The 25,385-nt window shown below is 73.2% G+C and carries 21 protein-coding genes and 1 other RNA gene; 12 read left to right on the top strand and 10 right to left on the bottom strand.

The window, feature by feature from the left end; genetic code table 11:
• Window positions 1–11 precede the first annotated feature (11 nt).
• The gene (locus IE248_RS18930; RefSeq protein ID WP_073797458.1) at window positions 12–974 is read right to left on the bottom strand and encodes a LysR family transcriptional regulator; all 963 of its coding nucleotides are present in this window, start codon (window positions 972–974) and stop codon (window positions 12–14) included.
• A gap of 87 nt (window positions 975–1,061) precedes the next feature.
• Here IE248_RS18930 and IE248_RS18925 point away from each other — a divergent pair, with 87 nt between their 5' ends.
• From IE248_RS18925 to IE248_RS18915, 3 genes are read left to right on the top strand one after another with little or no spacing between them, the layout of a single operon-like run.
• Window positions 1,062–2,348 (top strand): MFS transporter, encoded by a 1,287-nt coding sequence (locus tag IE248_RS18925; RefSeq protein WP_190031238.1) that lies wholly within the window; start codon window positions 1,062–1,064, stop codon window positions 2,346–2,348.
• Window positions 2,349–2,376: 28 nt separating this feature from the next.
• Window positions 2,377–2,652, top strand: coding sequence for a type II toxin-antitoxin system Phd/YefM family antitoxin (locus tag IE248_RS18920; RefSeq protein WP_008743448.1), 276 nt, complete (start codon window positions 2,377–2,379; stop codon window positions 2,650–2,652).
• On the top strand, window positions 2,649–2,906 hold the full coding sequence (locus tag IE248_RS18915) for a Txe/YoeB family addiction module toxin (protein ID WP_073797456.1): 258 nt from the start codon (window positions 2,649–2,651) through the stop codon (window positions 2,904–2,906). The genes IE248_RS18920 and IE248_RS18915 overlap by 4 nt, the downstream gene beginning before the upstream one ends.
• 65 nt (window positions 2,907–2,971) lie before the next feature.
• Here IE248_RS18915 and ssrA read toward each other — a convergent pair.
• The 5 genes from ssrA to ftsE form a co-directional block, all read right to left on the bottom strand.
• Window positions 2,972–3,360, bottom strand: a transfer-messenger RNA (tmRNA) gene (gene ssrA, locus IE248_RS18910).
• Between the two features lie 82 nt (window positions 3,361–3,442).
• The gene (gene smpB / locus IE248_RS18905; protein WP_008743446.1) at window positions 3,443–3,928 is read right to left on the bottom strand and encodes an SsrA-binding protein SmpB; all 486 of its coding nucleotides are present in this window, start codon (window positions 3,926–3,928) and stop codon (window positions 3,443–3,445) included.
• Window positions 3,929–3,946: 18 nt separating this feature from the next.
• A complete protein-coding gene (locus IE248_RS18900; protein WP_190031237.1) occupies window positions 3,947–5,149 on the bottom strand; it encodes a S41 family peptidase in 1,203 nt (400 codons plus the stop codon).
• A gap of 67 nt (window positions 5,150–5,216) precedes the next feature.
• Window positions 5,217–6,182, bottom strand: coding sequence for a permease-like cell division protein FtsX (ftsX, locus tag IE248_RS18895; RefSeq protein WP_008743442.1), 966 nt, complete (start codon window positions 6,180–6,182; stop codon window positions 5,217–5,219).
• Window positions 6,183–6,198: 16 nt separating this feature from the next.
• A complete protein-coding gene (ftsE, locus tag IE248_RS18890; RefSeq protein ID WP_008743441.1) occupies window positions 6,199–6,888 on the bottom strand; it encodes a cell division ATP-binding protein FtsE in 690 nt (229 codons plus the stop codon).
• A gap of 229 nt (window positions 6,889–7,117) precedes the next feature.
• Between ftsE and IE248_RS18885 the strand changes: the two genes are divergently transcribed.
• Window positions 7,118–7,309 carry a hypothetical protein gene (locus IE248_RS18885; protein WP_190031236.1) on the top strand — a complete coding sequence of 64 codons (192 nt, stop codon included), beginning with the start codon at window positions 7,118–7,120 and terminating at the stop codon, window positions 7,307–7,309.
• A 111-nt stretch (window positions 7,310–7,420) separates the two neighbouring features.
• On the opposite strand, the gene prfB is transcribed toward IE248_RS18885, so the two are convergent.
• Complete coding sequence (gene prfB / locus IE248_RS18880) at window positions 7,421–8,530, bottom strand: peptide chain release factor 2 (protein WP_008743439.1); 1,110 nt, start codon at window positions 8,528–8,530, stop codon at window positions 7,421–7,423.
• A gap of 312 nt (window positions 8,531–8,842) precedes the next feature.
• Here prfB and IE248_RS18875 point away from each other — a divergent pair, with 312 nt between their 5' ends.
• The gene (locus IE248_RS18875; RefSeq protein ID WP_190031235.1) at window positions 8,843–9,844 is read left to right on the top strand and encodes an isopenicillin N synthase family dioxygenase; all 1,002 of its coding nucleotides are present in this window, start codon (window positions 8,843–8,845) and stop codon (window positions 9,842–9,844) included.
• Window positions 9,845–9,884: 40 nt separating this feature from the next.
• Here IE248_RS18875 and IE248_RS18870 read toward each other — a convergent pair whose 3' ends face one another.
• Together IE248_RS18870 and IE248_RS18865 are read right to left on the bottom strand one after the other, a co-directional pair.
• Window positions 9,885–11,138, bottom strand: a complete 1,254-nt coding sequence (locus IE248_RS18870; protein ID WP_008743437.1) for a serine/threonine-protein kinase — start codon at window positions 11,136–11,138, stop codon at window positions 9,885–9,887.
• A 166-nt stretch (window positions 11,139–11,304) separates the two neighbouring features.
• A complete protein-coding gene (locus IE248_RS18865) occupies window positions 11,305–13,044 on the bottom strand; it encodes a serine/threonine-protein kinase (protein WP_190031234.1) in 1,740 nt (579 codons plus the stop codon).
• A 421-nt stretch (window positions 13,045–13,465) separates the two neighbouring features.
• On the opposite strand from IE248_RS18865, the gene IE248_RS18860 reads away from it, so the two are divergent.
• The 5 genes from IE248_RS18860 to IE248_RS18840 all read left to right on the top strand — a co-directional run bounded on the left by IE248_RS18860 (window position 13,466) and on the right by IE248_RS18840 (window position 22,877).
• Window positions 13,466–16,735: an FtsK/SpoIIIE domain-containing protein gene (locus IE248_RS18860; RefSeq protein ID WP_190031233.1), complete on the top strand. Its 3,270-nt coding sequence runs from the start codon at window positions 13,466–13,468 to the stop codon at window positions 16,733–16,735.
• A 115-nt stretch (window positions 16,736–16,850) separates the two neighbouring features.
• Window positions 16,851–18,308, top strand: coding sequence for an ABC transporter substrate-binding protein (locus tag IE248_RS18855; RefSeq protein ID WP_079196180.1), 1,458 nt, complete (start codon window positions 16,851–16,853; stop codon window positions 18,306–18,308).
• 4 nt (window positions 18,309–18,312) lie between these two features.
• Window positions 18,313–19,626 (top strand): carbohydrate ABC transporter permease, encoded by a 1,314-nt coding sequence (locus tag IE248_RS18850; protein ID WP_073797451.1) that lies wholly within the window; start codon window positions 18,313–18,315, stop codon window positions 19,624–19,626.
• Entirely contained in the window at window positions 19,623–20,471 is an 849-nt protein-coding gene (locus tag IE248_RS18845) for a carbohydrate ABC transporter permease (RefSeq protein ID WP_073797450.1), read from the top strand. Before IE248_RS18850 ends, IE248_RS18845 begins: the two co-directional genes overlap by 4 nt.
• Before the next feature lie 111 nt (window positions 20,472–20,582).
• Window positions 20,583–22,877: a bifunctional glycosyltransferase/CDP-glycerol:glycerophosphate glycerophosphotransferase gene (locus IE248_RS18840; protein WP_190031232.1), complete on the top strand. Its 2,295-nt coding sequence runs from the start codon at window positions 20,583–20,585 to the stop codon at window positions 22,875–22,877.
• Here the strand turns inward: IE248_RS18840 and IE248_RS18835 are convergent.
• Entirely contained in the window at window positions 22,874–23,497 is a 624-nt protein-coding gene (locus tag IE248_RS18835; RefSeq protein ID WP_037797676.1) for a TetR/AcrR family transcriptional regulator, read from the bottom strand. The two genes, IE248_RS18840 and IE248_RS18835, sit on opposite strands and share 4 nt — an antisense overlap.
• A gap of 160 nt (window positions 23,498–23,657) precedes the next feature.
• On the opposite strand from IE248_RS18835, the gene IE248_RS18830 reads away from it, so the two are divergent.
• Both IE248_RS18830 and IE248_RS18825 read left to right on the top strand, forming a co-directional pair.
• Window positions 23,658–24,596 carry an ABC transporter permease gene (locus IE248_RS18830; protein WP_190031231.1) on the top strand — a complete coding sequence of 313 codons (939 nt, stop codon included), beginning with the start codon at window positions 23,658–23,660 and terminating at the stop codon, window positions 24,594–24,596.
• Complete coding sequence (locus tag IE248_RS18825) at window positions 24,589–25,347, top strand: ABC transporter ATP-binding protein (RefSeq protein WP_190031230.1); 759 nt, start codon at window positions 24,589–24,591, stop codon at window positions 25,345–25,347. Before IE248_RS18830 ends, IE248_RS18825 begins: the two co-directional genes overlap by 8 nt.
• The last annotated feature ends 38 nt before the right edge of the window (window positions 25,348–25,385 follow it).

Here is a 25,385-nt window from a genome sequence, read left to right as displayed (position 1 = left end):
AAACCTTGGACTCACCCCCGGTCGGCCACGGGTGTGAGCGCGGCCGGCAACCAGCTCCCGGGGGGTGTTTCCAGCCAGCCCCGCTCGGCCGCGAGCCCGGCGGCGGCCTCGGTGAGCGCGTCCAGAGCGGGATGGGTGAACCCCTTGCGCCACACCATCGCCAGGGGTGACAGCGGTACGGGCGCGACCAGCGGCCTTTTGACACTGCCCGGCATGTCGGGAAAGTCCACGGTCACCAGCACCGGATTGCGGGTTTTGGCCATCACCCGGCGGAACTCCTCCTTGCCCACGGCCACGGGCGCGGGCGGCGCCGTCGCGATGCCCCGCCCGGCGAACAGTTCGCGGGCCAGCCCCGTCCACTCCACGGTCCGCGGGTTCCCCGCCCCGGCGTACACGGTCTCGCCCGCGAGCGCGTCCAGCGGTACCTCCTCCAGCCCGGCCAGCGGATGCCCGGCGGGCAGCAGCACCGCGAGCGGTTCGTACCGTACGGGCGCGAACGCGAGCCGGGCCCGCAGCCCCGGGTCCAGCCCGGCGGCGTACCCGAAGGACACGTCGAGGCGCCCGGCGGCGATCTCCCGGGCCGCGTGGGTGAGCCCGCTCTCGAACCGGGCCATCAGCTCGCACCCCGGGGCGAGTTCGCGGGCCCGCTCCAGCACGGTGCGGCCGCTGCTGGGGCCGGCGGTGTTCAGGTCGACGAGCAGCACCCGGGGGCCGCAGAAGGCCGCGGCGAGCTCCTCGTGGGCCCCCAGCACCCGCCGGGCCTGCGGCAGCAGCCGCTCCCCGTCGGCGGTCAGCTCGACGGCCCGGGTGGTGCGTACGAACAGCACCGCGCCCAGGATCTGTTCGAGGCGCCGCACGTCCCTGCTGAGCGCCTGCTGGGCGACGTACAGCCGGGCGGCGGCCCGGGTGAAGTGCAGTTCCTCCGCCACGGCCACGAAGGAGCGCAGCAGCCGGGGTTCCACGTCTCGGGACATCACGCCCGGAGACTAACAACAGGAGGCGGTCAATCCGCAAGGAACAGGTGTTGGACGCCGGTGCGGGCCCGGCCGGAACCTTGATCCATGCCCGCGACACCCGCTCCCCCCGCGCCCCCCTGCCTCATGACGGTCACCGGCTCCACCCTCGTCCTCGCCGCCCCGCGGCGCCCGGCGCGCCGCTCCCCCGAGGGCCCCTACCGGCGCCTGTTCACCCTCCCCGGCACCCGCGCCTTCACCGCCGGGAACCTCATCGCCCGCCTCCCCATGGGCATGTTCGGGATCAGCGCGGTCATGATGATCGCCGGGCAGCGCGGCTCGTACGCCCTCGCCGGCGCCGTCACCGCCACCGGCCTGGCCGCCACCGCGTTCGTCGCGCCGCTCACGGCACGGCTCGTCGACCGCCACGGGCAGGCCCGGATCGCCGTCCCCGCCACCCTGATCGCGGTCCTCGGCTCGCTCTCGCTCGTCCTGTGCGTGGCCCTGGACGCCCCCGCGTGGACCCTGTTCGCCTCGTACGCGGCGACCGCGACGACCCCCAACATCGGCGGCATGTCCCGGGCCCGCTGGACCCTGCTGCTGCGCGGCTCCCCCGGCGCGCACCACACCGCGATGTCCTTCGAGCAGGCCGCCGACGAGTTCTGCTACATGGCCGGCCCGGTCCTCGCGGCGTTCCTGTGCACCGCCGTCTTCCCGGAGGCGGGCACCCTGACCGGCGCGCTGCTGCTCCTGACCGGGATGCTGGTCTTCACCGCGCAGCGCGGCACGGAGCCGCCGCCCTCGGGCGCCCCGGCGACCCGGCAGCCGTCCCCGCTGCGCCCGCTGCTGCCCCTGCTGGCCCTCTTCCTCTGCCTGGGCGCGGTGTTCGGCTCGATGGAGGTCACCTCGATCGCCCACCTCGACGCGCGGGGACTGGGGGCCGCCTCCGGGCCGGTACTGGCCCTTCAGGCCGCCGGCTCCTGCGCGGCGGGCCTGCTCTACGGCACCCTGCGCCCGCGCGGCCTGCGCGGCTGCCTGCTCGCCATGGCGGCGGCGATGACGCTGCCGTGGGCGGCCGCGTCCACCGGCTCGCTCCCCCTGCTGGCCGGCGCGCTGCTGCTGGCGGGCATGGCCACGGCCCCGACGATGGTCACCGCCATGTCCGAGGTCCACGCCCTGGCCCCCGAGGGCCGCCTCAACGAGTCCATGACCCTGGCCGTCACCGCCATCCTCACCGGCATAGCCGCCGGCTCCGCCACCGCGGGCGCCGCCGTCGACCACCTGGGCACCACGACCCCCTACGCCCTCCCCGCGACCGCGGCCCTCCTGGCCGCCGCGAGCCTCGCCACCCACACATATCCGGTACGACTTTCCGGTACGAGCCAGGTACCGTAAACTCGTACCACAACCGGAGGAGCGGACCATGTCGATAAGCGCCAGTGAAGCCAGGGCGACCCTGTTCCCCTTGATCGAACGCGTCAACACCGACCACGACCCGGTGCGCATCACCTCCAAGAACGGCGACGCCGTCCTGATGTCCGCCGACGACTACGACTCCTGGCAGGAGACGGTCTACCTGCTGCGCTCCCCCGCCAACGCCCAGAGGCTGATGGAGGCCGTCGCCCGCGATCGCGAGGGCGCGCCCGCGGTCACCAAGTCCATGGAAGAGCTGAGGCGGTTGGCCGGAGGGGAGGAGTGAGGAGCGTTCACTTCGACCCCGCCGCCTGGGAGGACTTCCTGTTCCGGCTCTCCTCCGACCGCAAGACGGCCCGTCGGATCACCCGCCTGATCGGCGAGATCCAGCGCGACCCGTTCACCGGGATCGGCAAGCCCGAGCCCCTGAAGGGCGAACTGACCGGTTACTGGTCCCGCCGGATCGACGACGAACACCGCCTCGTGTACCGGGCGGACGACAAGGAAGTGAAGGTGCTCAAGGCCCGGTATCACTACTGACGCCGCGGGCCGGGCATGACGAAGGCCCCGCAGCTTGAGGCTGCGGGGCCTTTGCCCACATGGGGTGGTGGAGATGGCGGGAATCGAACCCGCGTCCAACGGTGCAGAAGCAGGGCTTCTCCGAGCGCAGTCCGCTACGAGTTTCTCGGCCCCGGAGATCACACGGACAAGTCTCCGACGGGCTCAGTCACTGTTTGATTTCCCTCCAGCCCCCGTGACCGGGGTTAGAGGTTTAGATCCCTAGTTGACGCCAGGATCCGGACCGGGACCACTTCCGGGCTGACGCTCCTCACAGAGGCTTCAGCTCACTGTTATTAGGCAGCGAGGGTGAAGCGGGAGTTATCGCTCTTGGAGTTGGCGATTATTTTTTGCGACATGTGGTTAGCGAGATCATTGCCGCTTCCTCGGCTCGCTTCCCCTGCATCGACATCCGCTGTCGAAACCGATCATCCCCATGTTGTTTTTTCAAAGTGCACCACCCGGGGGCGGTGCGCTGACGCCATGGTACGCGAAGTGGACCACGGGATGCCAGATGATTACAGCTGACCGCGTTCCTTGCGCTTCACGGCCGAGATCACCCGGTTCGTCTCGCGCGTGTCCTGCTTCTCGCGCAGGGCCTGGCGCTTGTCGTACTCCTTCTTGCCCTTCGCCAGCGCGATCTCGACCTTGGCCCGGCCGTCCTTGAAGTACAGCGCGAGCGGCACGATCGTGTTGCCCGTCTCGCCGGTCTTCGAATCCAGCTTGTCGATCTCCTCGCGGTGCAGGAGGAGCTTGCGCTTGCGGCGGGCGCTGTGGTTGGTCCAGGTGCCCTGGCTGTACTCCGGCACGTGCACGTTGTAGAGCCAGGCCTCGCCGCTCTCCACCGACACGAAGCCGTCCACCAGCGAGGCACGTCCCTGGCGCAGGGACTTGACCTCGGTACCCGTGAGCACGAGACCGCACTCGTAGGTGTCGATGATCGTGTAGTCGTGCCGCGCCTTCTTGTTCTGGGCGATCAGCTTGCGCCCTTTTTCCTTAGCCATAGTGCGGTCATTTTCGCACTACGGACCCACCCCGAGGCCACCCAATACCGTGCGGGCCCGTTCCTCGGCCCCCTCGTCGGCCGGCACGTCGGGGGTGATGCCGGCGCCATCCAGGCTGCGGCCCCCCGGCGTGCGGTACGTACCCACCGTCAGCTCCGCCACCGAGCCGTCCGGCAGCCGCGTCGGCATCTGCACCGAGCCCTTGCCGAAGGTGCGGGTCCCGACGGCCACCGCCCGGCCGCGGTCCTGGAGGGCGCCCGTCAGCAGCTCGGCCGCGCTCATGGTGCCGCTGTCGACCAGCGCCACCAGGGGCCGCGTGGTGTCCCCGCCGCGGGCCGCGTACAGGGCGCGCTGGGTGCCCCGTACGTCGTACGTCGCCACGAGGCCGCCGTCGAGGAACGCGGAGGCGGCGGTGACCGCCTCGGTAACCAGCCCGCCCGGGTTGCCGCGCAGGTCCAGCATCAGGCGGGCGCCGGCCGGGGCCGCGCGCACGGCCGCCCGCACACGCTCGCCGGAGCCCCGGGTGAAGGAGGCGACCTTGATGACGGTGATCCCGCCCGGGAGCTCCCGTACGGTCACGGGCTCGGCGCGCAGCTGTTCGCGCCGCAGGGTCTCGGTGAAGTCGGCGCCGTCCCGGCTGAGGCAGAGCACGGCCGGGGTTCCGGCCGCCCCGCGGAGCAGGGCCACCACGTCGGCGACGGCGAGGCCGGTGACCGCGTGCCCGTCGACGCTCAGCAGCCGGTCGCCGGCGCGCAGCCCGGCCCGGGCGGCGGGCCCGCCGGGCTGGACCCGCTCGACCTCGACGCGGCCGCCCCGGCCGCGCCCGGCCCACAGCCCGACGCCGGTCCAGCGGCCGTCGAGGTCCTCGGCGAAGGCGGCGTACTCGCCCTGGTCGTAGACGGCGCCCCAGCGGTCCCCGCTGCGGCTGACCACCTCCTGGGCGGCCTTCTTGCCGGACTTGCCCTCCGCGACGGCCTCGGCGGCGGCGCGGGCGACGGCTTCCCGGTCGGCGGTGCCGGCCGGGCGGGACGCCTGCGGCGCGGGAGCGCTCGTACGGACGGAAGGTAAGACGGCGGCGCTGCCGGCGGCGCCGGCGGCACCGGTGCGGTCCCAGCATCCGGTGCTCGCCGCGGCGCCGACGGCCACGAGGAACACCCACGTCAAAACGGCCCCGCGACGCAGGTCGCGGGGCCGGGGACATCGGGCGGGCAGACCGGGCATGGCGCCGAGTCTAGGACAAGCCCCGTGCCGGCAAGGAGGGTTGACCGGACCGCGCACGGGGCGCTTGTCACACCTTCAGGTACTTGCGCAACGCGATGAAGGCCGCGAGCGAGGGCATCAGCACGCCGATGGCGAGCACCAGCGGCAGCTTGGTGAGGACGGAGTCCCAGCCGATGAAGTTGATCAGCTCCATCTTCGCGCGGAGCGCGACACCGTGGTCGATCACGAAGTACTGGCCGACGCCGAGCATGCCGCAGGCGACGACCGCGCCGATGAGGCCGGCGAACGCGGCCTCCATGATGAACGGGACCTGGATGTAGAAGCTGGAGGCACCCACGAGCCTCATGATCCCGGTCTCGCGGCGCCGGCTGAACGCCGAGACGCGCACCGTGTTGACGATCAGCAGCAGCGCGACCACCAGCATGATCAGCATGATGCCGAGGGCGGCCCAGTTGAGCGCGCTGAGCATCCCGAAGAGGTTGTCCAGCTGGTTGTGCTGGTCCTCCACCGACTGGACGCCGTCACGGCCGGCGAAGGAGCTGGTGATGACCTTGTACTTCTCGGGCTGCTTGAGCTTCACCCGGAAGGAGTCCGGCATCTGGTCCGGGGTGATCACCGAGGCCAGGGCGGTGTGGCCGAAGCGCTCCTTGTAGTGCTTGTAGGCCTCGTCGGAGGACTCGTAGTGGACCGAGTCGACGAGGTCCATCGCCTTGAGGTCGGTCTCGATGGACTTCTTCTGCTCGGCGGTCACCGCGCCCTTGGAACAGACCGCGCCCCCGCCCCCGCCCGCGGCGCCGGCCTGGCCGCCCTTGGCGTCGGCGCTGTCCTTGGCGTCCGCCTCGTTGCAGAGGTAGATCGAGACGTTGACCTTGTCGTACCAGTACCCCTTCATGGCGCTGACCTGGTCGCGCATGAGCAGGGAGCCACCGAACAGGGCCAGCGACAGGGCGACGGAGATGATGACCGCGAAGGTCATCGTGAGATTGCGACGGAGACCGACGCCGATCTCCGACATGACGAACTGGGCGCGCATCGCGTCTCAGGGCCTTTCAGTGCTGGTAGCCGTAGACGCCGCGCGACTGGTCGCGGACGAGACGGCCCTGTTCGAGTTCGATGACGCGCTTGCGCATCTGGTCCACGATCTGCTGGTCGTGCGTGGCCATGATCACGGTGGTGCCGGTCCGGTTGATCCGGTCCAGCAGCTTCATGATGCCGACGGAGGTCTGCGGGTCGAGGTTGCCGGTGGGCTCGTCCGCGATCAGCAGGGCGGGGCGGTTGACGAAGGCGCGGGCGATGGCCACGCGCTGCTGCTCACCGCCGGAGAGCTCGCCGGGCATCCGCCCTTCCTTGCCGCCGAGGCCGACCAGCTCCAGGACCTGGGGGACGGCCTTGCGGATCTCGCCCCTCGGCTTGCCGATGACCTCCTGCGCGAAGGCGACGTTCTCGGCCACCGTCTTGTTGGGGAGGAGGCGGAAGTCCTGGAACACGGTCCCCAGCTGGCGCCGCATGTGCGGGACCTTCCAGTTGGAGAGCTTGGCGAGGTCCTTGCCCAGCACGTGCACCTGGCCGTGGCTCGCCCGCTCCTCGCGCAGCACGAGCCGCAGGAAGGTGGACTTGCCGGAGCCGGAGGAGCCGACCAGGAAGACGAACTCGCCCTTCGCGATGTCCAGGGAGACATCTCTGAGTGCGGGACGGTTCTGCTTCGGGTAGGACTTGGAGACACTGTCGAATCGGATCACGGGTGCACCACGGTCGCCGGGAGTAGGTGTGCGTGACCCTACGCGAACGGGCGGGCAGTGGGGACCCGGCGGCCGGAGTTGCCCGATATATCCCCCGGTACCGGAGGGGCCCGACCGCGATTGCCCGGACGGGCCGCGCCGAATGTCGCGGGAGCTGGCACAGTGGTAGGGGAACGGCCTCGCTCCCCAAGCCGTTGTGTGGTGTACGAGGGGACGAGAGGAGGAGCGCATGACGTATGACCGGCTCGTGTGCGCGAACTGCGCCGCACCCGTCAGCCAGGGCCGCTGCCCGGTGTGCCGGGCGAACAGGGAGCGCCTCCAGCAGGAGGGTCCCTTCACCGACCTGAACCCCATGGCGCTCATCGTGCTTCTGGTGGTGCTGGTCGCGGCGCTGGCGCTGGTGGCCCAGCAGACCGCCTAGGCGACAGCCCGTACCCGTACCCGTACGTTCTCGTACTCGTACCCGTGCCCCGTATGCGACAGGGCCCGGACACCTTGGGGTGTCCGGGCCCTGCTCACACGTTCGTCCGCGTTACGCGGTCTGCTCCTGCTGCTTGCGCCAACGGATGCCGGCTTCGAGGAAGCCGTCGATCTCGCCGTCGAGCACCGCCTGGGGGTTGCCGACCTCGAACTCCGTCCGCAGGTCCTTGACCATCTGGTACGGGTGCAGGACGTAGGAGCGCATCTGGTTGCCCCAGGAGCTGCCGCCGTCCTTGAGGGCGTCCATCTTGGCCTGCTCCTCCTGGCGGCGCCGCTCCAGCAGCTTGGCCTGGAGGACGTTCATGGCGCTGGCCTTGTTCTGGATCTGCGAGCGCTCGTTCTGGCAGGAGACCACGATGCCGGTCGGGAGGTGCGTGATGCGCACCGCCGAGTCGGTCGTGTTGACGCCCTGGCCACCGGGGCCGGAAGCGCGGTACACGTCGATGCGCAGCTCGCCCTCGTCGATCTCGACGTGGTCGCTGGACTCGACGACCGGCAGCACCTCGACGCCCGCGAAGGAGGTCTGGCGGCGGCCCTGGTTGTCGAACGGCGAGATGCGCACGAGGCGGTGGGTGCCCTGCTCGACGGAGAGGGTGCCGTACGCGTACGGGGCCTTGACCACGAAGGTGGTCGACTTGATGCCGGCCTCTTCCGCGTACGAGGTCTCGTACACCTCGGTCGGGTAGCCGTGGCGCTCGGCCCAGCGCAGGTACATGCGCTGGAGGCGCTCGGCGAAGTCGGAGGCGTCGACGCCGCCGGCCTCGGCGCGGATGTTGACCAGGGCCTCGCGCTCGGCGTACTCGCCGGAGAGCAGGGTCCGGACCTCCATCTCGTCCAGCGCCTTGCGCACGGAGGTCAGCTCGTTCTCCGCCTCGGCGAGGGTGTCCGCGTCGTCCATCTCCTGGGCGAGCTCGAACAGCACCGCGAGGTCGTCGATGCGCCCGCGCAGGGTCTCGGTCTTGCGGACCTCGGCCTGGAGGTGCGAAAGCTTGCTCGTGATCTTCTGGGCGGCCTCCGGGTCGTCCCACAGGGACGGCGCGGCGGCCTGCTCCTCAAGCACGGCGATTTCTGCCCTCAGCTTGTCGAGGTCCAGGACGGCCTCGATCGACCCCATGGTCGAGGAGAGGGACTTGAGCTCTTCGGAAACATCGACGACTGCCACGGGTCCAGCGTAGCCGGTCGCCGGACGGCCCCGTCCGGCCAGGCCGGGCTCGGCCCGTTCTGACCACGGCGGGTACGGGCGTACCCTCACCGTATGACCGTTCTACTCGTGAAGCGCCGCCATGTGGACCACATGCGTGTCACCACGACGAGCTGTCTGCCGCCGGACCGAGCACGAGCCTGATCAACACCGATCCGACTTGGTCCTGTAGGCGGCCCCGCAGCCCCGGCACCACCCTTGCCGGCGCCCTCTCCACCCGCCGTCCCGACAACCCCGGGAACAGGACCCCGTGACATCCGAAACGGAGCCGTCATGCCGTCCGCGCACTCCCTCCCCGTTCTCGACCTCTCCCTGGCCGACGATCCCGCCGAGCGGGCCGACTTCCTGAAGCAGCTGCACGCGGCCGCCCGGGACACCGGCTTCCTGCACCTCACCGGCCATGGGATAACCGCCGCCGAGAGCGCCCGGATCCTGGAGCTGACCAGGACCTTCTTCGCGCTCCCGGAGGCCGACCGGCTGGCCGTGAGCAACCTGAACTCCCCGCACTTCCGCGGTTACACCCGGATCGGGCACGAGCTGACGGGCGGCGCCTCGGACTGGCGTGACCAGCTGGACGTGGGCGCGGAGCGGCCGGCGCCGCAGGTGGGGCCGGGCGACCCGCCGTACCTGTGGCTGGAGGGCCCCAACCAGTGGCCGCAGGCGCTGCCGGAGCTGCGGACGGTGGTGCTGGAGTGGCAGTCCCGGCTGGCGGCGGTGGCCCACCGGCTGCTGCGGGAGCTGCTGACCTCGATCGGGGCCCCGGCGGACTTCTTCGACGACGCCTTCGCGGACCGGCCGCACCTGCACACGAAGCTGATCCGGTACCCGGGATCGGCGCCGTCGGGCGCGGACCAGGGCGTGGGCGCGCACAAGGACTACGGGTTCCTCACGCTGCTGCTCCAGGACTCGGTGGGCGGTCTCCAGGTGGTCCGGGACGGGGCGTACGTGGACGTGCCGCTGCTGCCGGGGGCGTTCGTGGTGAACCTGGGCGAGCTGCTGGAGATCGCGACGGAGGGGTACCTGACGGCGACGGACCACCGCGTGGTGAGCCCGCCGGGCGCGGTGGAGCGCTATTCGGTGCCGTTCTTCTACAACCCGCGGCTGGACGCGGTCGTGGAGACCGTCCCCGGGGAGTACCTGCGCTCGGCGCCGGGCGTCGCGCACGACGCGTCGAACCCGCTCCACGCCGAGTACGGCCGCAACGAACTCAAGGGCTGGGTCCGCGCGCACCCCGCAGTGGCCCGTCGCTGGCACCCGGAACTCGTCGAATCCTGACCGGCCGCCGACGGGGCCGGTCCCCCGGCCCCGCCCGCGTTCACGGCGCGGGTCTCGCCGGGGCGGAGTTCTTGCCGTCCTGGGCGGGCGGCGTGGCCGTGTCGCCGGAGGAGGCCAGCCAGCTGCCCACCCCCACCGCCGCGACCAGCACCACGGCGGCGGCGGACAGCGCCAGCCTCCGCTTGCGCACCGTCTCCGCCCGGTGCCGCGCCGAGCCCGGCCGGTGTCCGCCGGCGGGCCTCGGCACCCGCGCCGTCCCCAGCGCGCCGCCCGCCAGCTCGTCCGGCCCCGGCACCCGCATCGACGTGTGCGTGTCCCGGTTCGAGTCCGTCGCGGAACCGGGCACCAGCGGGACCACGCCCCGCCGCCGGACCGGGTCCGCGGCGGGTTCCTCCTGCTGCTCCGGCTGCTCCGGCTCGTCCGGTTCGTCCACGTCCAGCGGCGGTATCCCCGCCAGCATCGGCAGCAGCTCCCGCAGCCGGACCGACAGCTCCGAGGCCCGCAGCCGCGAGGCCGGGGCCTTCGCCAGGCACTGCACCATCAGCTGCCACAGCTCTTCGGGGATCCCCGGCAGCGGAACGACGGTCTCCGTCACATGCCGCCGCAGCACCGCCCCCGGGTGTCCCCCGCCGAAGGGGGTGAACCCGGCGAGCAGCTCGTACAGCACCGTGGCCAGCGCGTAGATGTCCACCGCGGCCCGCGGCGGCAGCCCCTCGACGATCTCCGGCGCCAGATAGTCCGGCGTGCCGATGATCCGGGTCGTGGGCGCCGTGGTCCGTCCGCCGGAGGTCCGCCGCGGCGAGTCGATCAGCTTGGCGACGCCGAAGTCGGTCAGCAGCGCCGGGTGCGCGCCACCGGGGCCGAGCGGGCCCTGCATGTCCAGCAGGACGTTCTCCGGCTTGACGTCCCGGTGCACCACACCGGCCGCGTGCGCGGCCGCCAGCGCGTCCGCGACGTCCGCGACGATCGCCACGGCCGCCTCGGGGGCGAGTCGCCGCTCGCGGTCGAGGCGCGTACGGAGGTCCGTACCGCGCACCAGGTCCATGACGAGGGCGAGGTCGTTGCCGTCCACGACGAGATCGCGGACGGAGACCACATGCGGGTGTTCCAGCCCGAGCAGCGCGCTGCGCTCCTGGACGAACCGCCCCACCAGCTCCTGGTCGGACGCGAGGTCCTCGCGCAGGAGTTTGACGGCGACGGGGCCGTCAGGCCCCTCGCCCAGCCATACGGTCCCCGCGCTGCCGCGCCCCAGGATCTGGTGCGCGGTGTACCGGCTGCCGATCTTCCGTGCCACGACTGCTCCCTCAGCGGCTGGCGTACCGCACCAAAGCTACGCGGCCGAATGGGGGTTGTAGGCCAGCAGGGGCTCCGATTCGCGGCGACCTTCACTTCTGCGGGCGAAATCACGTCCCAGAAGTCGACAAATCCACGAACTCGGCGCTACGGGGCCCCCGCTCCGCTCAGGACTGGGGTCCGTCCGCGGAGTTTCCGACCGAGCTCACCCAGTCGTAGGCGTCGCTGACCCAGGTGCCCACCTGGTCCCACCAGCCCTTGCCGGTGCCGACCCACTCCTGGAGCGGGGTGAGCTCCCAGACCAGCCAGCCGGCCACGAAGAACAGCAGGATCAGGACCAGGCAGCCCTTGAGGCAGCCGAGGCCCGGGATCCGCACCGGGTTGGCGCTGCGGCGGCGCGGTTCGCGCGGCTCGCGCGGCGGACGCTGCTGCGGCGGCGGAGCCTGCGGGGGCTGCTGCTGCGGCTGGCGGTACTGGGGCTGCTGCGGCTGCTGGTACTGCTGGGGCTGGCGCTGCTGCTGGTAGTGCTGCGGAGGCGGCGGCGGGGCGTACTGCTGCTGCGGAGGCTGCTGGTACTGCGGGGGCTGCTGCGGCTGCTGCCGGTACTGCTGCGGAGGCGGGCCCTGGCGGTACTGCGGAGGCTGCTGGGGCTGCTGGGGTCGCTGCTGCGGCGGCGGGGGTGCCTGCCGCTGCGGGCGCCGGCGCAGCGGGTCCTCGCTCGGGTCGAGGTACTGCATCTGGGTCTGCTCGTTGCGGTCGCGCGCGGCCCGCATCTGCGACTGCCAGGGGTGCGCGGCGTCCGGCTGCCGCACGGGCGGCATGACCGAGGTCGGGTCCGGACCGGGCGCCCCGGTGCTGGGCAGCACGGTGGTGGCGTCGGCGCCGCCGACCGGCGGCAGCACGCTGGTCATCGCGTTCGGGTCGTAGGCGTCCATCGCCCCGGCCGCCGCGGCGCCCGCCGGGGCGGCCCCCGGGGTCTGCGGGACGGGCGCGGGCGAGGGGTCGGGCGCGAGCAGCGCGCCGACGCCGAGCGCGGCCTCGACCTGCTCCGGCGAGGAGTGCACGCCGATGCCGGAGGCGACGACCCGCAGCCCGCGGGCCAGGTTCTCGGCGCTCGGGCGCTCGTTCGGCTCCTTGCGCAGGCAGCGCTCGATGACGGTCCACAGCGGCTCGGGCAGCGTGGACGGGCGCTGCGGCTCCTCGCTGAGGTGGCGGTGGAGCACTTCGAGCGCGGTGCCGCCGGCGAACGGCGGGCGGCCGGTGACCAGCTCGTAGAGCAGGATGCCGGCGCCGTAGATGTCGACGGCGGAGGTCTGCGGGCGGCCCTCGGCGGACTCGGGGGCGACGTAGGAGGGGGTGCCGACGAACTCGTGGGTGCGGGTCAGGCCCGGGGAGTCGGCGAGGCGCGCGATGCCGAAGTCGGTGAGCATCGGCTTCATCTGGCCGCCGCGCTCGTCGAGCAGGACGTTGGCGGGCTTCAGGTCACGGTGGACCACGCCGTCGGCGTGGCTGGCGGCGAGCGCGTCCGCGATCTGGGCGGTCAGCAGCGCCGCGGCGACCGGGGTGAAGGGGCCGTTCTGCCGGATGTACTTGTGCAGGTCCGGGCCGTCGATCAGGTCCATGACCAGGGCCAGGAGATCGCCCTCGACCACGAGGTCGCGCGTGCGCACGATGTTGGGGTGCGTCAGGCGCAGCAGGACGGAGCGCTCGCGCAGGAAGCGCATGACGATGTCCGCGTCCTGGGCCAGCTCCTCCTTGAGGACCTTGATGGCGACGGTCTCACCGGGCTGGCCGGCGACGGCCGCCTCCGCACCGGCGGTCTCACGCTGGCGGGCACGCCAGACGGTGCCCGTGGCGCCGCGTCCGAGCGGCTCCTCGAGCAGGTACTTGCTGCCGACTGGCCGCACGTCTCGCGCTCCCTGCTGTCGTCCTGCTGTGGTTCGTTTTTCCGGCCCACTCTAGGGGGTGTCCCAGGAGAAGACGCGGGGCACCAAAGGTTGGTTGCCGCACATATGTACGAAGGGTGATGTTTATGGCGTATGCCGGGGGCGATTTTCCTCGGCTTGCTGACTGAAATTGTGCGGGGTGTGGACGGGCCCGCGATCGATCAAGATCATTTCTTGTCGGGTGCCGGGCGTGTTGTCCGCGACAGGTGCGAGGATGCACCCGTACGGAAGGGCCGGGACGGGAGCCCGCCTTCCGGGCAGACCTGACCGGACGAAGCGCCGTGCCGGGTGGGGGGTGATCGGGCGGCCACGCCCCTGTCGTCCCCCTGCCGGGCGCGCGCACCGCGCACCGAGCACCGCGCAGAAGGGACCGCTGACGGCGATGCAGATCCGGCTGACCGTCCTTGGGTCGCGCAGCGGCCACCAGACCGCCACCGCGCCGACGAGCTGCGACGTACTCGTCACCGCGCCCGCCGGAACCGCGCTCGCCGCGGTGGCCTCCGGGCTCGCGGCCACCGTCGGCGGGCCCGACACCGGGGGCACGGTCGTGCTGTACGCCGGGGCGGAGCGGCTCGACCCGCAGCGGCGGGTGCTGGGCGAGCCGCCGCTGGTGGACGGGGCGGTGCTGGCGCTGCACGGCCCGGTGCCGGATGTCCTGCCGGACGCGGAGGAGGGCCTGGGGACGCCCCAGCTGCACGTGGTGGCGGGGCCGGACGCGGGCGGGGTGCACCTGCTGCACCCGGGAGCGGTACGGATCGGGCGCTCCGCGGACGCGGACGTGCCGCTGGACGACCCGGACGTGTCGCGGGCGCACTGCGCGGTGACGGTGATGCCGGACGGCCGGGTGGCCGTGGCGGACCTGAACTCCACGAACGGGACGACGCTGGACGGCGTGGCCGTCGGGGAACGGGCGGTGGCGCTCGCGCCGGGGGCCCTGCTCCGGGTCGGCGAATCCACCCTGCGGCTGACCGTCGGCGCGAGCATCCCGCTGCCGGTCACCCCGGACCAGGAGGGCCACCTCTCGATCCCCCCGGCGGGCCGCTCGGCCGCGGGTGCGCCCGGCGACGGGCGGGGCGGCGCGTACCCCGATGCGCGACGCGCCGACGGCTCCGCCGGCGGTTACGCGGGGTCGCGGTCCGGGGCGCAGGGGCTGCTCCCCCACCCCGCCCCTTCCCGCAACGGGGGCTCCGTCCCCGGCCCCACCTCGGGGCTCGGCCCCGGAACCCCGCACCCCGACGCCCCCGTCGCGGGCCCGCGCGGCGGCGCGCACCCCGCCGGCCCGGCCGCAGACCCCATGACGCAGCGCGGCGGCGCCCCCGGCCCGGCCCGGCCCGCCAGACCCGACGCGGCCGGCCCCGCCAGACCCGGCGCGGGCCACTTCGGCGCGACCCCGGAACCCGGCGCGAACCGCTTCGGCGCGGCCCCGGAACCCGGCGCGAGCCACTTCAGCGCGGGCTCGGAACCCGGTGCGGGGCGTCCCGGTGCGGGTCCGGAAGCCGGTGCGGACCGCTTCGGTGCGGGCTCGGAAGCCGGCGGCGGGGGCGAGGGGGCGCGGCGGCGGGGGATCGGGGCTTGGGCCCGGAAGTGGGTGCGGGGGGAGCAGGCCGGGCAGGCCGAGGACGTGCGGGCGGCGGCGGCAGCCGTGTCGGCGCGGCCCGCGGCCGACGATCCGGCAGCGTTGCTGCTCGCCGCGCTCGGACCGACCCGGCGGCTGTGGTCCCGTCGCCCCGGCGCGCTCGACGTCGGCCTCGGCGCCGGCTGCCGGGTCGCGTTCCAGGACGTCGGCGCCCTCGGCGTCGCCGGACCCCGCGCCCGCCTCACCGGCGTCGCCCGCTCCGTGATCGCCCAGCTCGCCGCGCTGCACGCCCCGGCGCAGCTGGAGATCGTACTGATCAGCACCGACCGGGCCCGCGCCCTCGCGGACCGGCGCCGCGACTGGGGCTGGCTCGGCTGGCTGCCGCACCTGCGCCCGGCGCACGGCCAGGACTGCCGGCTGCTGCTCGCGTACGACCGGGACCAGGCCGCCGCGCGGGCGGGGGAGCTGACCCGGCGGCTCGACGACGGTCCTCTCGGTACCGGCTGGGCGAGCGCCGACCGCGCCGCCATACGGGAGGCCGCCGCCGCGTACGAGGGCCCGTACACCCTCCTCGTCCTCGACGGCGACCCCGGCACCGGCGCGCTGCGCGACGTCACGGCCCGGCTCGCCTCCCACGGTCCCGCCGCCGGGATCCACCTGCTCTGCCTGGCCGACGCGCCGTCCGCCACCCCCGCCTCTCCCCTCACCGAGACGTACGAGACCGCCTGCGCGAGCACCCCCGCCTTCCGCGAGTGCGGCGCGGTCGCCCTGCTCAGCGGAGACGTCGCCACGGCCGTACGGACCTTCGTGGTCAGCGGCGGCCTGCCGGTGCCGCCCGGCGAGACCGCCACCGCCGACGCCGTCTCCGCCGCCTGGGCGGAGCGGTTCGCCCGCGCCCTCGCGCCGCTGCGGGCCGACGCCTCGCAGGCGGAGCCGTCCCGGACCGTCGCGGCCGCGCTCCCGCAGACCTCGCGGCTGCTGGACGAGCTGGGGCTGGCCCGGGCCACCCCCGCGTCCCTGATGGCCCGTTGGGCGGCGGCGACCGAGCAGGGCCAGGGCGTCGGCGGGCTCGTCGAGGTCGTCCTCGGTGCCGGCCGGCGCGGCCCCGTCGGTGCCGAGCTGGTCCACGACGGCCCGCACCTGCTGATCGAGGGCCCCGCCGGGAGCGGCCGTACGGAGCTGCTGCGTTCGGTCGCCGCCTCCCTGGCCGCCGCGGCCCGCCCCGACCGGCTCGGCCTCGTCCTCCTCGACGGCGCGGGCGGCGAGCGCGGTGACGGGCTGCGCCCCTGCACCGACCTGCCGCACGTCTCGGCGCACCTCGTGGCTTCGGACCCCTTGCGCATGCGGGAGTTCGCGCAGGCCCTCGGCGCCGAGCTCAGGCGCCGCGCGGAGCTCCTCGACGGGGTGCCGTTCGCGGAGTGGCACGCCCGCCGCGAGGCCGGCGACCGGATGGTCGCGCCCCGCCGGCCCACCTCCGGTGAGCTGCGCGGTGATCTGGAGCCGCAGCGCACCGGCACGCTCCGGCTGCGTTCGGCCGCGTTCCGCACGGAGCCGGCGGCGGGGCCGAGTCCGCTGCCCCGTCTGGTGGTGCTGGTCGACGACCTCGACGCACTGGTCTCGCCCGGCCTCGGCAACATGGGCCGGCCCGCCGCCGGTTCGGTGGTCCGCGCCCTGGAGGCGGTGGCCCGTGACGGTGTCCGGCTCGGCGTGCACCTGGTGGCGACCAGCGCCCGGCCGGACCGGACGGCGGACACCGAACTCGCCCGGCTGACGGCCCTGCGGGTCGAGCTGGACGCCCCCGACCAGCCGGGTCCCGGCCGCGGCCGGCTGCTGCGCGCCGACGGCTCCGCGGTGCCGTTCCAGGGCGGCCGGGTCACCGGCCGGATCCCGCGCACCGCGACGCTGCGGCCGACGGTGGTCCCGGTGGAGTGGGAGCGAATGGGTGATCCTCCGGCCCGCCGTCCGGTGCGCGAGCTGGGCAACGGACCGACGGACCTGGCGCTGCTGGCCAGTGCCCTGGACCGGGCCGCGCACCTGGTCTCGGCGATACCCGTGCCGTTCCCGGCCGCTCCGTAGGCCCTTTCGGGCCACCCGGATCCCGGGACGCGGTATTGCGGGGGCGGACCGCTCGGCGTAGACCTTGTGGCACGGGACACACCACGGGCAGCGGACAGGCATCGGGGGCGTAACCATGCGCGGTCGGCAGGGAACGGGCCGTACGACGGACCGGACGACGGACCGGACGACAGGCGGGCCGGCGAGCGGCGCCACGGGCCGCAGCAGCGCGAAGCGGCGTACGAGGGCCCGAGCCAGGGCCCGTACCTGGGCGGCCCTGGCCGCGGCGGGCGCGCTGGCGCTCACCGGGTGCGGGGACGGCGGCGACAAGAAGGCCGACCCGCCCGGCGGTGCGACACCGGCCGGACGGCGGGTGGAGTTACCGAAGCTGCCCGGCGAGAAGCTGGAGGTGGCGGCGGTCTGGACGGGCCCGGAGCAGGAGAACTTCACCAAGGTCCTCAAGGAGTTCGAGAAGCGCACGGGCGCCACGGTCACCTTCGTCCCGGCGCAGGACCCGATCGTCACCTTCCTCGGTACGAAGATCGCGGGCGGCGCCCCGCCGGACGTGGCGCTGCTCCCGCAGGTCGGCGCGCTGGCGGCGGCGGTGGAGAAGAAGTGGGCGCAGCCGGTGGGGCCGGAGGCGCAGGCGCAGCTGAACGCCAATTACGGCGAGGGCTGGAAGAAGCTGGGCGCGGTCGACGGCACCCAGTACGGCGTGTACTACAAGGCCGCCAACAAGTCGCTCATCTGGTACAACGCGAAGGCGTTCGAGGCGGCGGGGGTCCAGCCGCCGAAGACGTGGAAGGAACTGCTGGAGGTGGCCGACACGCTGTCCGCGTCGGGCACTCCCGCGGTGTCGGTGGCCGGCGCGGACGGCTGGACCCTGACCGACTGGTTCGAGAACGTCTACCTCTCGCAGGCGGGTCCGCAGAAGTACGACCAGCTGGCGAAGCACGAGATCAAGTGGACGGACGACAGCGTCAAGCAGGCGCTGACCACGCTCGGCCAGCTGTTCGGCCGCAAGGACTTCCTGGCGGGCGGTCAGAGCGGGGCGCTGTCGACGGAGTTCCCGAAGTCGGTGACGCAGACCTTCACCGGCGGCGACCGGCCGGCGGCGGCGATGGTCTTCGAGGGTGACTTCGTGGGGGTGAACATCGCGCAGACGGAGGCGAAGGTGGGCGAGGACGCCCTGGTCTTCCCGTTCCCGGCGGTGGGTGCCAAGGCGCCGGTGGTCTCGGGCGGTGACGTGGCGGTCGCGCTGAAGCCGTCGAAGGGCGCGCAGGCGCTGCTGACGTTCCTGGCGTCGCCGGACGCGGCGGAGATCCAGGCCCGCGAGGGCGGGTTCGTCTCGCCGAACAAGGCAGTGGATCCGGGTGCCTATCCGAACGCCATCCAGCGGAACATCGCGAAGTCGCTGATCGCGGCGGGCGACGATTTCCGCTTCGACATGTCGGACCAGGCGCCGGCGGGCTTCGGCGGGACGCCGGGCGCCGGCGAGTGGAAGGCGCTCCAGGACTTCCTGGCGAACCCGTCGGACGTGGCGGGGGCGCAGGCGAAGCTGGAGGCGGAAGCGGCCAAGGCCTACGGGGGCTGATCCGGTGGCGGCCACGGCTTCGCCGAAGTCCGCCGAGGTCCGGCGCCGCCGCCTGGTCGCGGCGGCGTTCCTCCTCCCGGCGCTCGTCCTGCTCGGCGCGCTCGTCGTGCAGCCCATCGGCTACTCGGTGTACCGGAGCCTTTTCGACCGCTCCGGCGGCACCTTCGTCGGCGCGGACAACTACCTGGAGATACTGCGCGACGACTCGATCCGTACGGCCCTGCGGAACACGGCGCTGTGGGTGGTGCTGGCGCCGACGACGGCGACCGCGCTGGGCCTGATCTTCGCGGTGCTGACCGAACGGGTGCGCTGGGGGACGGCGTTCAAGCTGCTCGTGTTCATGCCGATGGCGATCTCGATGCTGGCGGCGGGCATCATCTTCCGGCTCGTCTACGACCACGATCCGCACCGGGGCGTCGCGAACGCCGTCTGGGTCGGGGTGCACGACACCTTCGCGGAGTCCTCGGCGTTCCCGAAGGCCCGGCCGGGGCGGGACTCCCCGCTGGTCCCGGCCGACGGGGGCGCCTTCGTGACGCGTGATCCCGTACGGGCGGGGGTGCCGGTGCTGCTGCCGCTGGTCGGGGTGGCCGCCGAGGCGCTGCCGGAGGGGACCCGTCCGGCGAAGGCGGCGGGTGCCGAGCCCGGCCGGGTCACCGGGACGGCCTGGCAGGACTTCACCCGGGGCGGCGGGGGCCGTACGAACACGGTCGACCCGGCGGAGTCCGCGTATGCCGGGATGCGGATCGAGGCGGTCAAGGACGGCCGGGTGGTCGATGCGGCGACGGCCCGCGCCGACGGCACCTTCACGCTGTCCGCGAAGGCCGACGGGGCGCTGCTGCGGCTGCCCGCCTCGAACTTCCGGGAGGCGTACTCGGGAGTGGAGTGGCTCGGTCCGGCGCTGGTCACCCCGGCGATCATCGGGGCGTACGTGTGGATGTGGGCCGGGTTCGCGATGGTGCTGATCGGGGCCGGGCTGGCGGCCGTACCGAGGGAGCTGCTGGAGGCGGCGCGGGTGGACGGGGCGAGCGAGTGGCAGGTGTTCCGCCGGATCACGGTGCCGCTGCTGGCTCCGGTGCTGGCGGTGGTGCTGGTCACGCTCGTCATCAACGTGATGAAGATCTTCGACCTGGTCTTCGTGATCGCGCCGGGCGCCGTGCAGGACGACGCGAACGTCCTGGCGTTCCAGCTGTACCGCACCTCGTTCGGGACGAACGCGGATCCGGGGCTGGGCAGTGCCATCGCGGTGCTGCTGCTGGCGCTGGTGGCGCCGGTCATGTTCTACAACATCCGCCGGATGCGCAGGGAGGCCCGCCGATGAACACGGTGCGCGGATGGGCCGCGCGGGCGGGCGGCGGCGTCCTGCGGATCTTCCTGGTCCTGGCGGCCCTGTTCTGGCTGCTGCCCACGCTCGGGCTGCTGATCTCCTCGTTCCTCTCCCCCACCGAGCTGAACGAGGGCGGCTGGTGGCGGGCGCTGACGGCCCCGTCGAAGCTGACGGCGGAGAACTACGAGCGGCTGCTGGCCAACGACACCATCACGGGTTCGCTGCTGAGCACGGTGGCGATCGCGGTTCCGGCGACGCTGCTGGTCCTGGTGCTGGGCTCGCTCGCCGGGTACGCGTTCGCGTGGCTGGAGTTCCCGGGCCGGGACTGGCTGTTCCTGATCGTCGTGGGTCTGCTGGTGGTTCCCGTCCAGGTCGCGCTGATCCCGGTGTCCGAACTCTTCGGCACCATCGGCCTGTTCGAGACGACGGCGGGGGTGGTGCTGTTCCACACGGCGTTCGGGCTGCCGTTCGCGGTGTTCCTGCTGCGGAACTTCTTCGCGCAGATCCCGCGGGAGCTGCTGGAGGCGGCCCGGCTCGACGGGGCGGGTGAACTGCGGCTGTTCGCGCGGGTGGTCCTACCGCTGGGCGGTCCGGCGATCGCCTCGCTCGGCATCTTCCAGTTCCTGTGGGTGTGGAACGACATGCTGGTGGCGCTGGTCTTCGCGGACTCGGCGAACCCGCCGATCACGGTGGCGCTCCAGCAGCAGGTCCGGCAGTTCGGCAACAACATCGACGTGCTGGCGCCGGGAGCGTTCCTGTCGATGGTCGTGCCCCTGGTCGTCTTCTTCGCGTTCCAGCGGCAGTTCGTCTCGGGGGTGATGGCCGGAGCGATCAAGTGACGGCACCGAAGCCCTTGTTGATCATGCGGTTGACGTGCGGAGTTGACGCTGTGCGACCCGAACGGGGCGCGGGGCGTAACCCGAACGCCACACCGGGGGTTCCTGTTGGACATGCCCGCGCCGACCCCTGGATGTGCCGTGCCCCGGTTCAGCGTCATCGTGCCCGCGTACAAGGTGCAGGCGTACCTCCAGGAGAGCCTGGAGTCGGTCCTGACCCAGTCGTACGCGGATCTGGAACTGATCGCGGTCGACGACGCCTCCCCTGACGCCTGCGGTTCGATCATCGACGACCACGCGGCCCGCGACCCCCGGGTCACGGGCGTGCGCCTGGCGCACAACCTGGGGCCGGGCCCGGCCCGCAACGCGGGTCTGGCCCGGGCCACCGGCGACTACCTGATCTTCCTCGACGGTGACGACACCCTCGCCCCGGGCGCCCTCCAGGCCATCGCCGACCGCCTCAAGGCCACCGGCTCCCCCGACGTCCTCGTCTACGACTACGCGCGCACCTTCTGGAGCGGCGAGACCGTCCGCAACAGCCCCGCGCACCGGCTCGGCGAGGACGGCCCGGCCAGCTTCCGCCTCACCGACCGGCCGGCGCTGCTCGGCATGCCGATGGTGGTGTGGAACAAGGCGTACCGCCGCGAGTACGTGGAGCGCGAGGGGCTCCAATTCCCGCCCGGCTTCTACGAGGACGCCCCCTGGACCTGTCCCGCCCTGCTGGCGGCGGAGTCGGTGGCCGTACTCGACCGGGTCTGCGTCCACGACCGCCGGCGCCGGACGGGCTCGATCCCGACCACCTCCACCCGCCGCCACCTCGACGTCTTCGACCAGTACGACCGGGTCTTCGGCCGGCTCGCCACCCGCCCCGAGCTGGAGCGCTGGCGCCCCGCGCTGCACCGCGCGATGGCCGAGCACTTCTGCGCCCTGTACGCCGATCCGCGCCGCCTGCCGCGCGCGAGCCGGGCGGAGTTCTTCCGCCGGGCCTCCCTGCTGCTGCGGCGCCACCGCCCGGCGGGCGGCCACGGCGCGGCGCCGTCCCCGGCTCCGGCGCCGTCCCGGACGGACCGGGTGCGGCACGCGCTGATGCGGCTCGGGCTGCGGCACGCCTACCGGGCGCTGTCGGCGGGCCGCGCGGTCGCGCTGGCGGCGGCCCGGACGGGGGTGTCCGCGGGGCGGGGGCTGCGGGAGGCGGCGCTGCGGCTGCACTACCGCCTCCAGCGGCTGCTCCCGCTGTGGCCGGAGCTGGCGGTGTTCTCCGCGTACTGGCACGGCGGCTACGCCTGCAATCCGGCGGCGATCGAGGCCAAGCTGCGGGAGCTGGCGCCGCGGATGCGGACGGCGTGGATCTGCGACCCGGCCCACGCGGACACGCTGCCCCCGGAGACGGCCGTGGTGCGCCCGGGCTCGGCCGCGTACTGGACGGCCCTCGCACGGGCCACCTACCTGGTGACCAACGTCAACTTCGACCGGGCCCTCGTCAAGCGGCCGGGGCAGATCCTGCTCCAGACCCAGCACGGCACCCCGCTCAAGCGGGTCGGCCTGGACCTCCTGGACCGCCCGGCGGCGACGCCGACGACGGACTTCGCGGGGCTGCTGCGCGGCGCCGACCAGTGGGACTTCCTGCTGTCCGCGAACCGCCACTCGACGCTGGTGTGGGAGAAGGCGGTCCCGTCCTCGTACACGACGCTGGAGTACGGCTACCCGCGCAACGACGTCTTCCACAGCGCCACCCGCGCGGACGTCCTGGAGCTGCGCGAGCGCCTGGGCATCCCGGTGGGCGCGGTGGCGATCCTGTACGCCCCCACGCACCGCGACTACCGGCGCAGCCGGCCGGAGCACCTGGACTTCGAGCGGGTGCTGCGCGATCTGGGGCCGCGGTTCACGATCCTGGCGCGGACGCACCTGACGTACGCGGACACGGCCTCTGCGCACGAGGCGCGGCCGCGGCTCGTCGACGTCTCCTCCCACCCGTCGGTGGAGGAACTCTGTCTGGCCTCGGACGCGTTGGTGACGGACTATTCGTCGCTGATGTTCGACTACGCCTCGCTGGACCGGCCGATCGTGATCCACGCGGAGGACTGGGAGGCGTACGAGGCCGCCCGCGGCACGTACTTCGACCTGCGGGCCTGTCCACCGGGGGCGATCGCCCGGAGCGAGGACGAGCTGGTGGACATCTTCGCCACGGGCCACTGGCAGGGCTCCCGCTCGGCGCAGCTGCGCGCCGCGTTCCGGGCCCGGTTCTGCTCCCACGACGACGGCCACGCGGCCGAGCGGGTGGTCCGCCGCGTCTTCCTCGGCCAGCCGGGTCCGGTCCCGGAGGTGATCCCCCTCGAAGACCGCCGCCCGGCGCCGCCCTGCTCCCCGGAGCTGACGCCGGCCCGCCTCGCGCCGGGCCGGCGGGCCTAAGCGGTACGGGAGTCCTTCAGGCCGGCGACGACCGAGCGGGCCAGGTCGTCCAGGTAGGGCGCCGGGACGGGCTCGCGGACGACCACCTGGCGCCAGTACAGCGGCCCGATCGCCAGGTCGAGGGCGCGCGCCGCGTCCACGCCGGCCGGGAGCTCCCCGCGCGCGACCGCGTCGGTCAGGATGCCCTCGGCCATCCGCCGCTCCCCGTCCAGCAGGGCGCCGCGCACCGCGTCCGCGATCTCCGGGTTCCGGGCCGCCTCGACGAGCAGGTCGGGGATCACCGCCGAGGCCACCGGGTGCCGCAGCACGTGTGACATGACCTCCAGCAGCGCCCGTACGTCGCCGTACAGGGACCCGGTGGCCGGCACCGGCAGCCCGTCCGCCGCGAAGGCGCCCACCAGGTCCAGGACCAGGTGCAGCTTCGACTTCCAGCGCCGGTACACGGCCGTCTTGCCGACCCCGGCGCGCCGCGCGATGCCCTCGATGGACATCCGGGAGAACCCGACGGCGGCCAGCTCCTCCAGCACGGCCGCCCGGATCGCCTCGGTGACGTCCTCGCGCAGGACGGCGGCCCCGGCGGGGGCGCGGCGGGAGGGGGCGGGGGCGGGATCCGTGGTCATGCACCGAGCATAGCCGGGCACGCCGTCACCCACCCGTCACGACGATACGGTTGCGTTCCGTCGTGGCGCGCCCTAATCTCGCCGTAGCGACGATACGGACCCGTTCCATCGCAAAACGCCGTGGAAGCCCGTGGAAGACCGTAGAAAGGGGCGCCGCCCCGTGACCGTTCCCACCGCGCCCGCCCGGCCCCGGCCGCCCGGACCGGGCCGCCCGAAGGGCGCCACCGCCCCGTCGAGCCCCGCCGCCCTGGCCGCGGCCCACGGCCTGATCGTCAGCGGCGCCCGGCCTTCCCTGACCCGCTACATCGCCGCGCTCTGGGGCCGGCGCCACTTCGTGACCGCGTACGCCACCGCCCGGATGCACGCCACGTACAGCACGGCCAGGCTCGGCCAGCTCTGGCACCTGGCGACCCCGCTGCTCAACGCCGCCGTCTACTACTTCATCTTCGGCGTCGTCATGAACGCCAGCCACAACGTCCCGGACTACGTCCCGTTCCTGCTCACCGGCATCTTCGTCTGGGACTTCATCGGCAGCTCCGTCAACGCCGGAACCCGCGCCATCCACGGCAACCTCGGCCTGGTCCGCGCCCTGCACTTCCCGCGCGCCAGCCTGCCCCTCTCCACCGTCATCCAGCTCTTCCAGCAGCTGCTCGTCACCATGGGCACCCTGGTCGTCCTGCTGCTCGCCCTCGGCCAGACCCCGGGCCCCTCCTGGCTGCTGGCCTTCCCGACCCTGCTCCTGACGGCCGTCTTCTGCGCGGGCTGCGCCCTCGTCATGGCCCGGATCGGCAGCAAGAGCCCCGACGTCAGCCAGCTGATGCCGTTCGTCCTGCGCACCTGGATGTACTCCTCGGGCGTCATGTGGTCCATCGACAAGGTGCTGAAGCGGGACGACCTCCCGCACTGGGTGGCGCTGGCCCTCAAGGCCAACCCGGCGGCCGTCTACATCGACCTGATGCGCTTCTCGCTGATCGACAGCTTCACCGCCCGCTCGCTCCCGCACCACGTGTGGCCGCTCGCCATCGGCTGGGCACTGCTCGCGGGCGTCGGCGGGTTCCTCTACTTCTGGAAGGCCGAGGAGGAGTACGGCCGTGGCTGATCCCACCGTCATCGCGGACGACGTCCACGTCGTCTACAAGGTCCACGCAGGCGGCCGCAAGGGCGGCGCCACCGCCGCCCTCGGCCGGCTCCTCTCCCGCCGCCCCGGCCCCGGCGTGCGCGAGGTGCACGCCGTCAGGGGCGTCAGCTTCACCGCGTACAGGGGCGAGGCCATCGGCCTCATCGGTACGAACGGCTCCGGCAAGTCCACCCTGCTCAAAGCCATCGCCGGCCTCCAGCCGGTGACCCGCGGCCGGGTCTACTCGCAGGGCCGGCCCTCCCTGCTCGGGGTGAACGCCGCCCTGATGAACGACCTGTCCGGCGAGCGCAACGTCATCCTCGGCGGCCTCGCGATGGGGATGTCCCGCGGGCAGATCCGCGAGCGCTACCAGGGCATCGTCGACTTCTCCGGGATCAACGAGAAGGGCGACTTCGTCTCGCTGCCGATGCGGACGTACTCCTCCGGCATGGGCGCCCGGCTGCGCTTCTCGATCGCCGCCGCCAAGGACCACGACGTCCTGATGATCGACGAGGCCCTGGCCACCGGTGACGCCGCCTTCCAGCGCCGCAGCCAAGAACGCGTCGAGGAGCTCCGCGAGCGCGCCGGCACCGTCTTCCTCGTCAGCCACGGCATCGCCACCGTCCGCGCCACCTGCGACCGGGCGATCTGGCTGGAGTCGGGGGTGCTGCGCATGGACGGCCCCGCCGCCGAGGTCTGCGACGCGTACGAGGCCTTCACCCGCCGGGCCTGACCGGCCCGCAGCCGCCCGGGCGGGGAAACCCGGCCGGG

Origin of the sequence: Streptomyces goshikiensis (assembly GCF_014650555.1) — a bacterium.
GTDB lineage: Bacteria > Actinomycetota > Actinomycetes > Streptomycetales > Streptomycetaceae > Streptomyces > Streptomyces goshikiensis.
The sequence above is the reverse complement of the archived record's forward strand: the minus strand, read 5'-3'. Positions and strand labels throughout refer to the sequence as shown.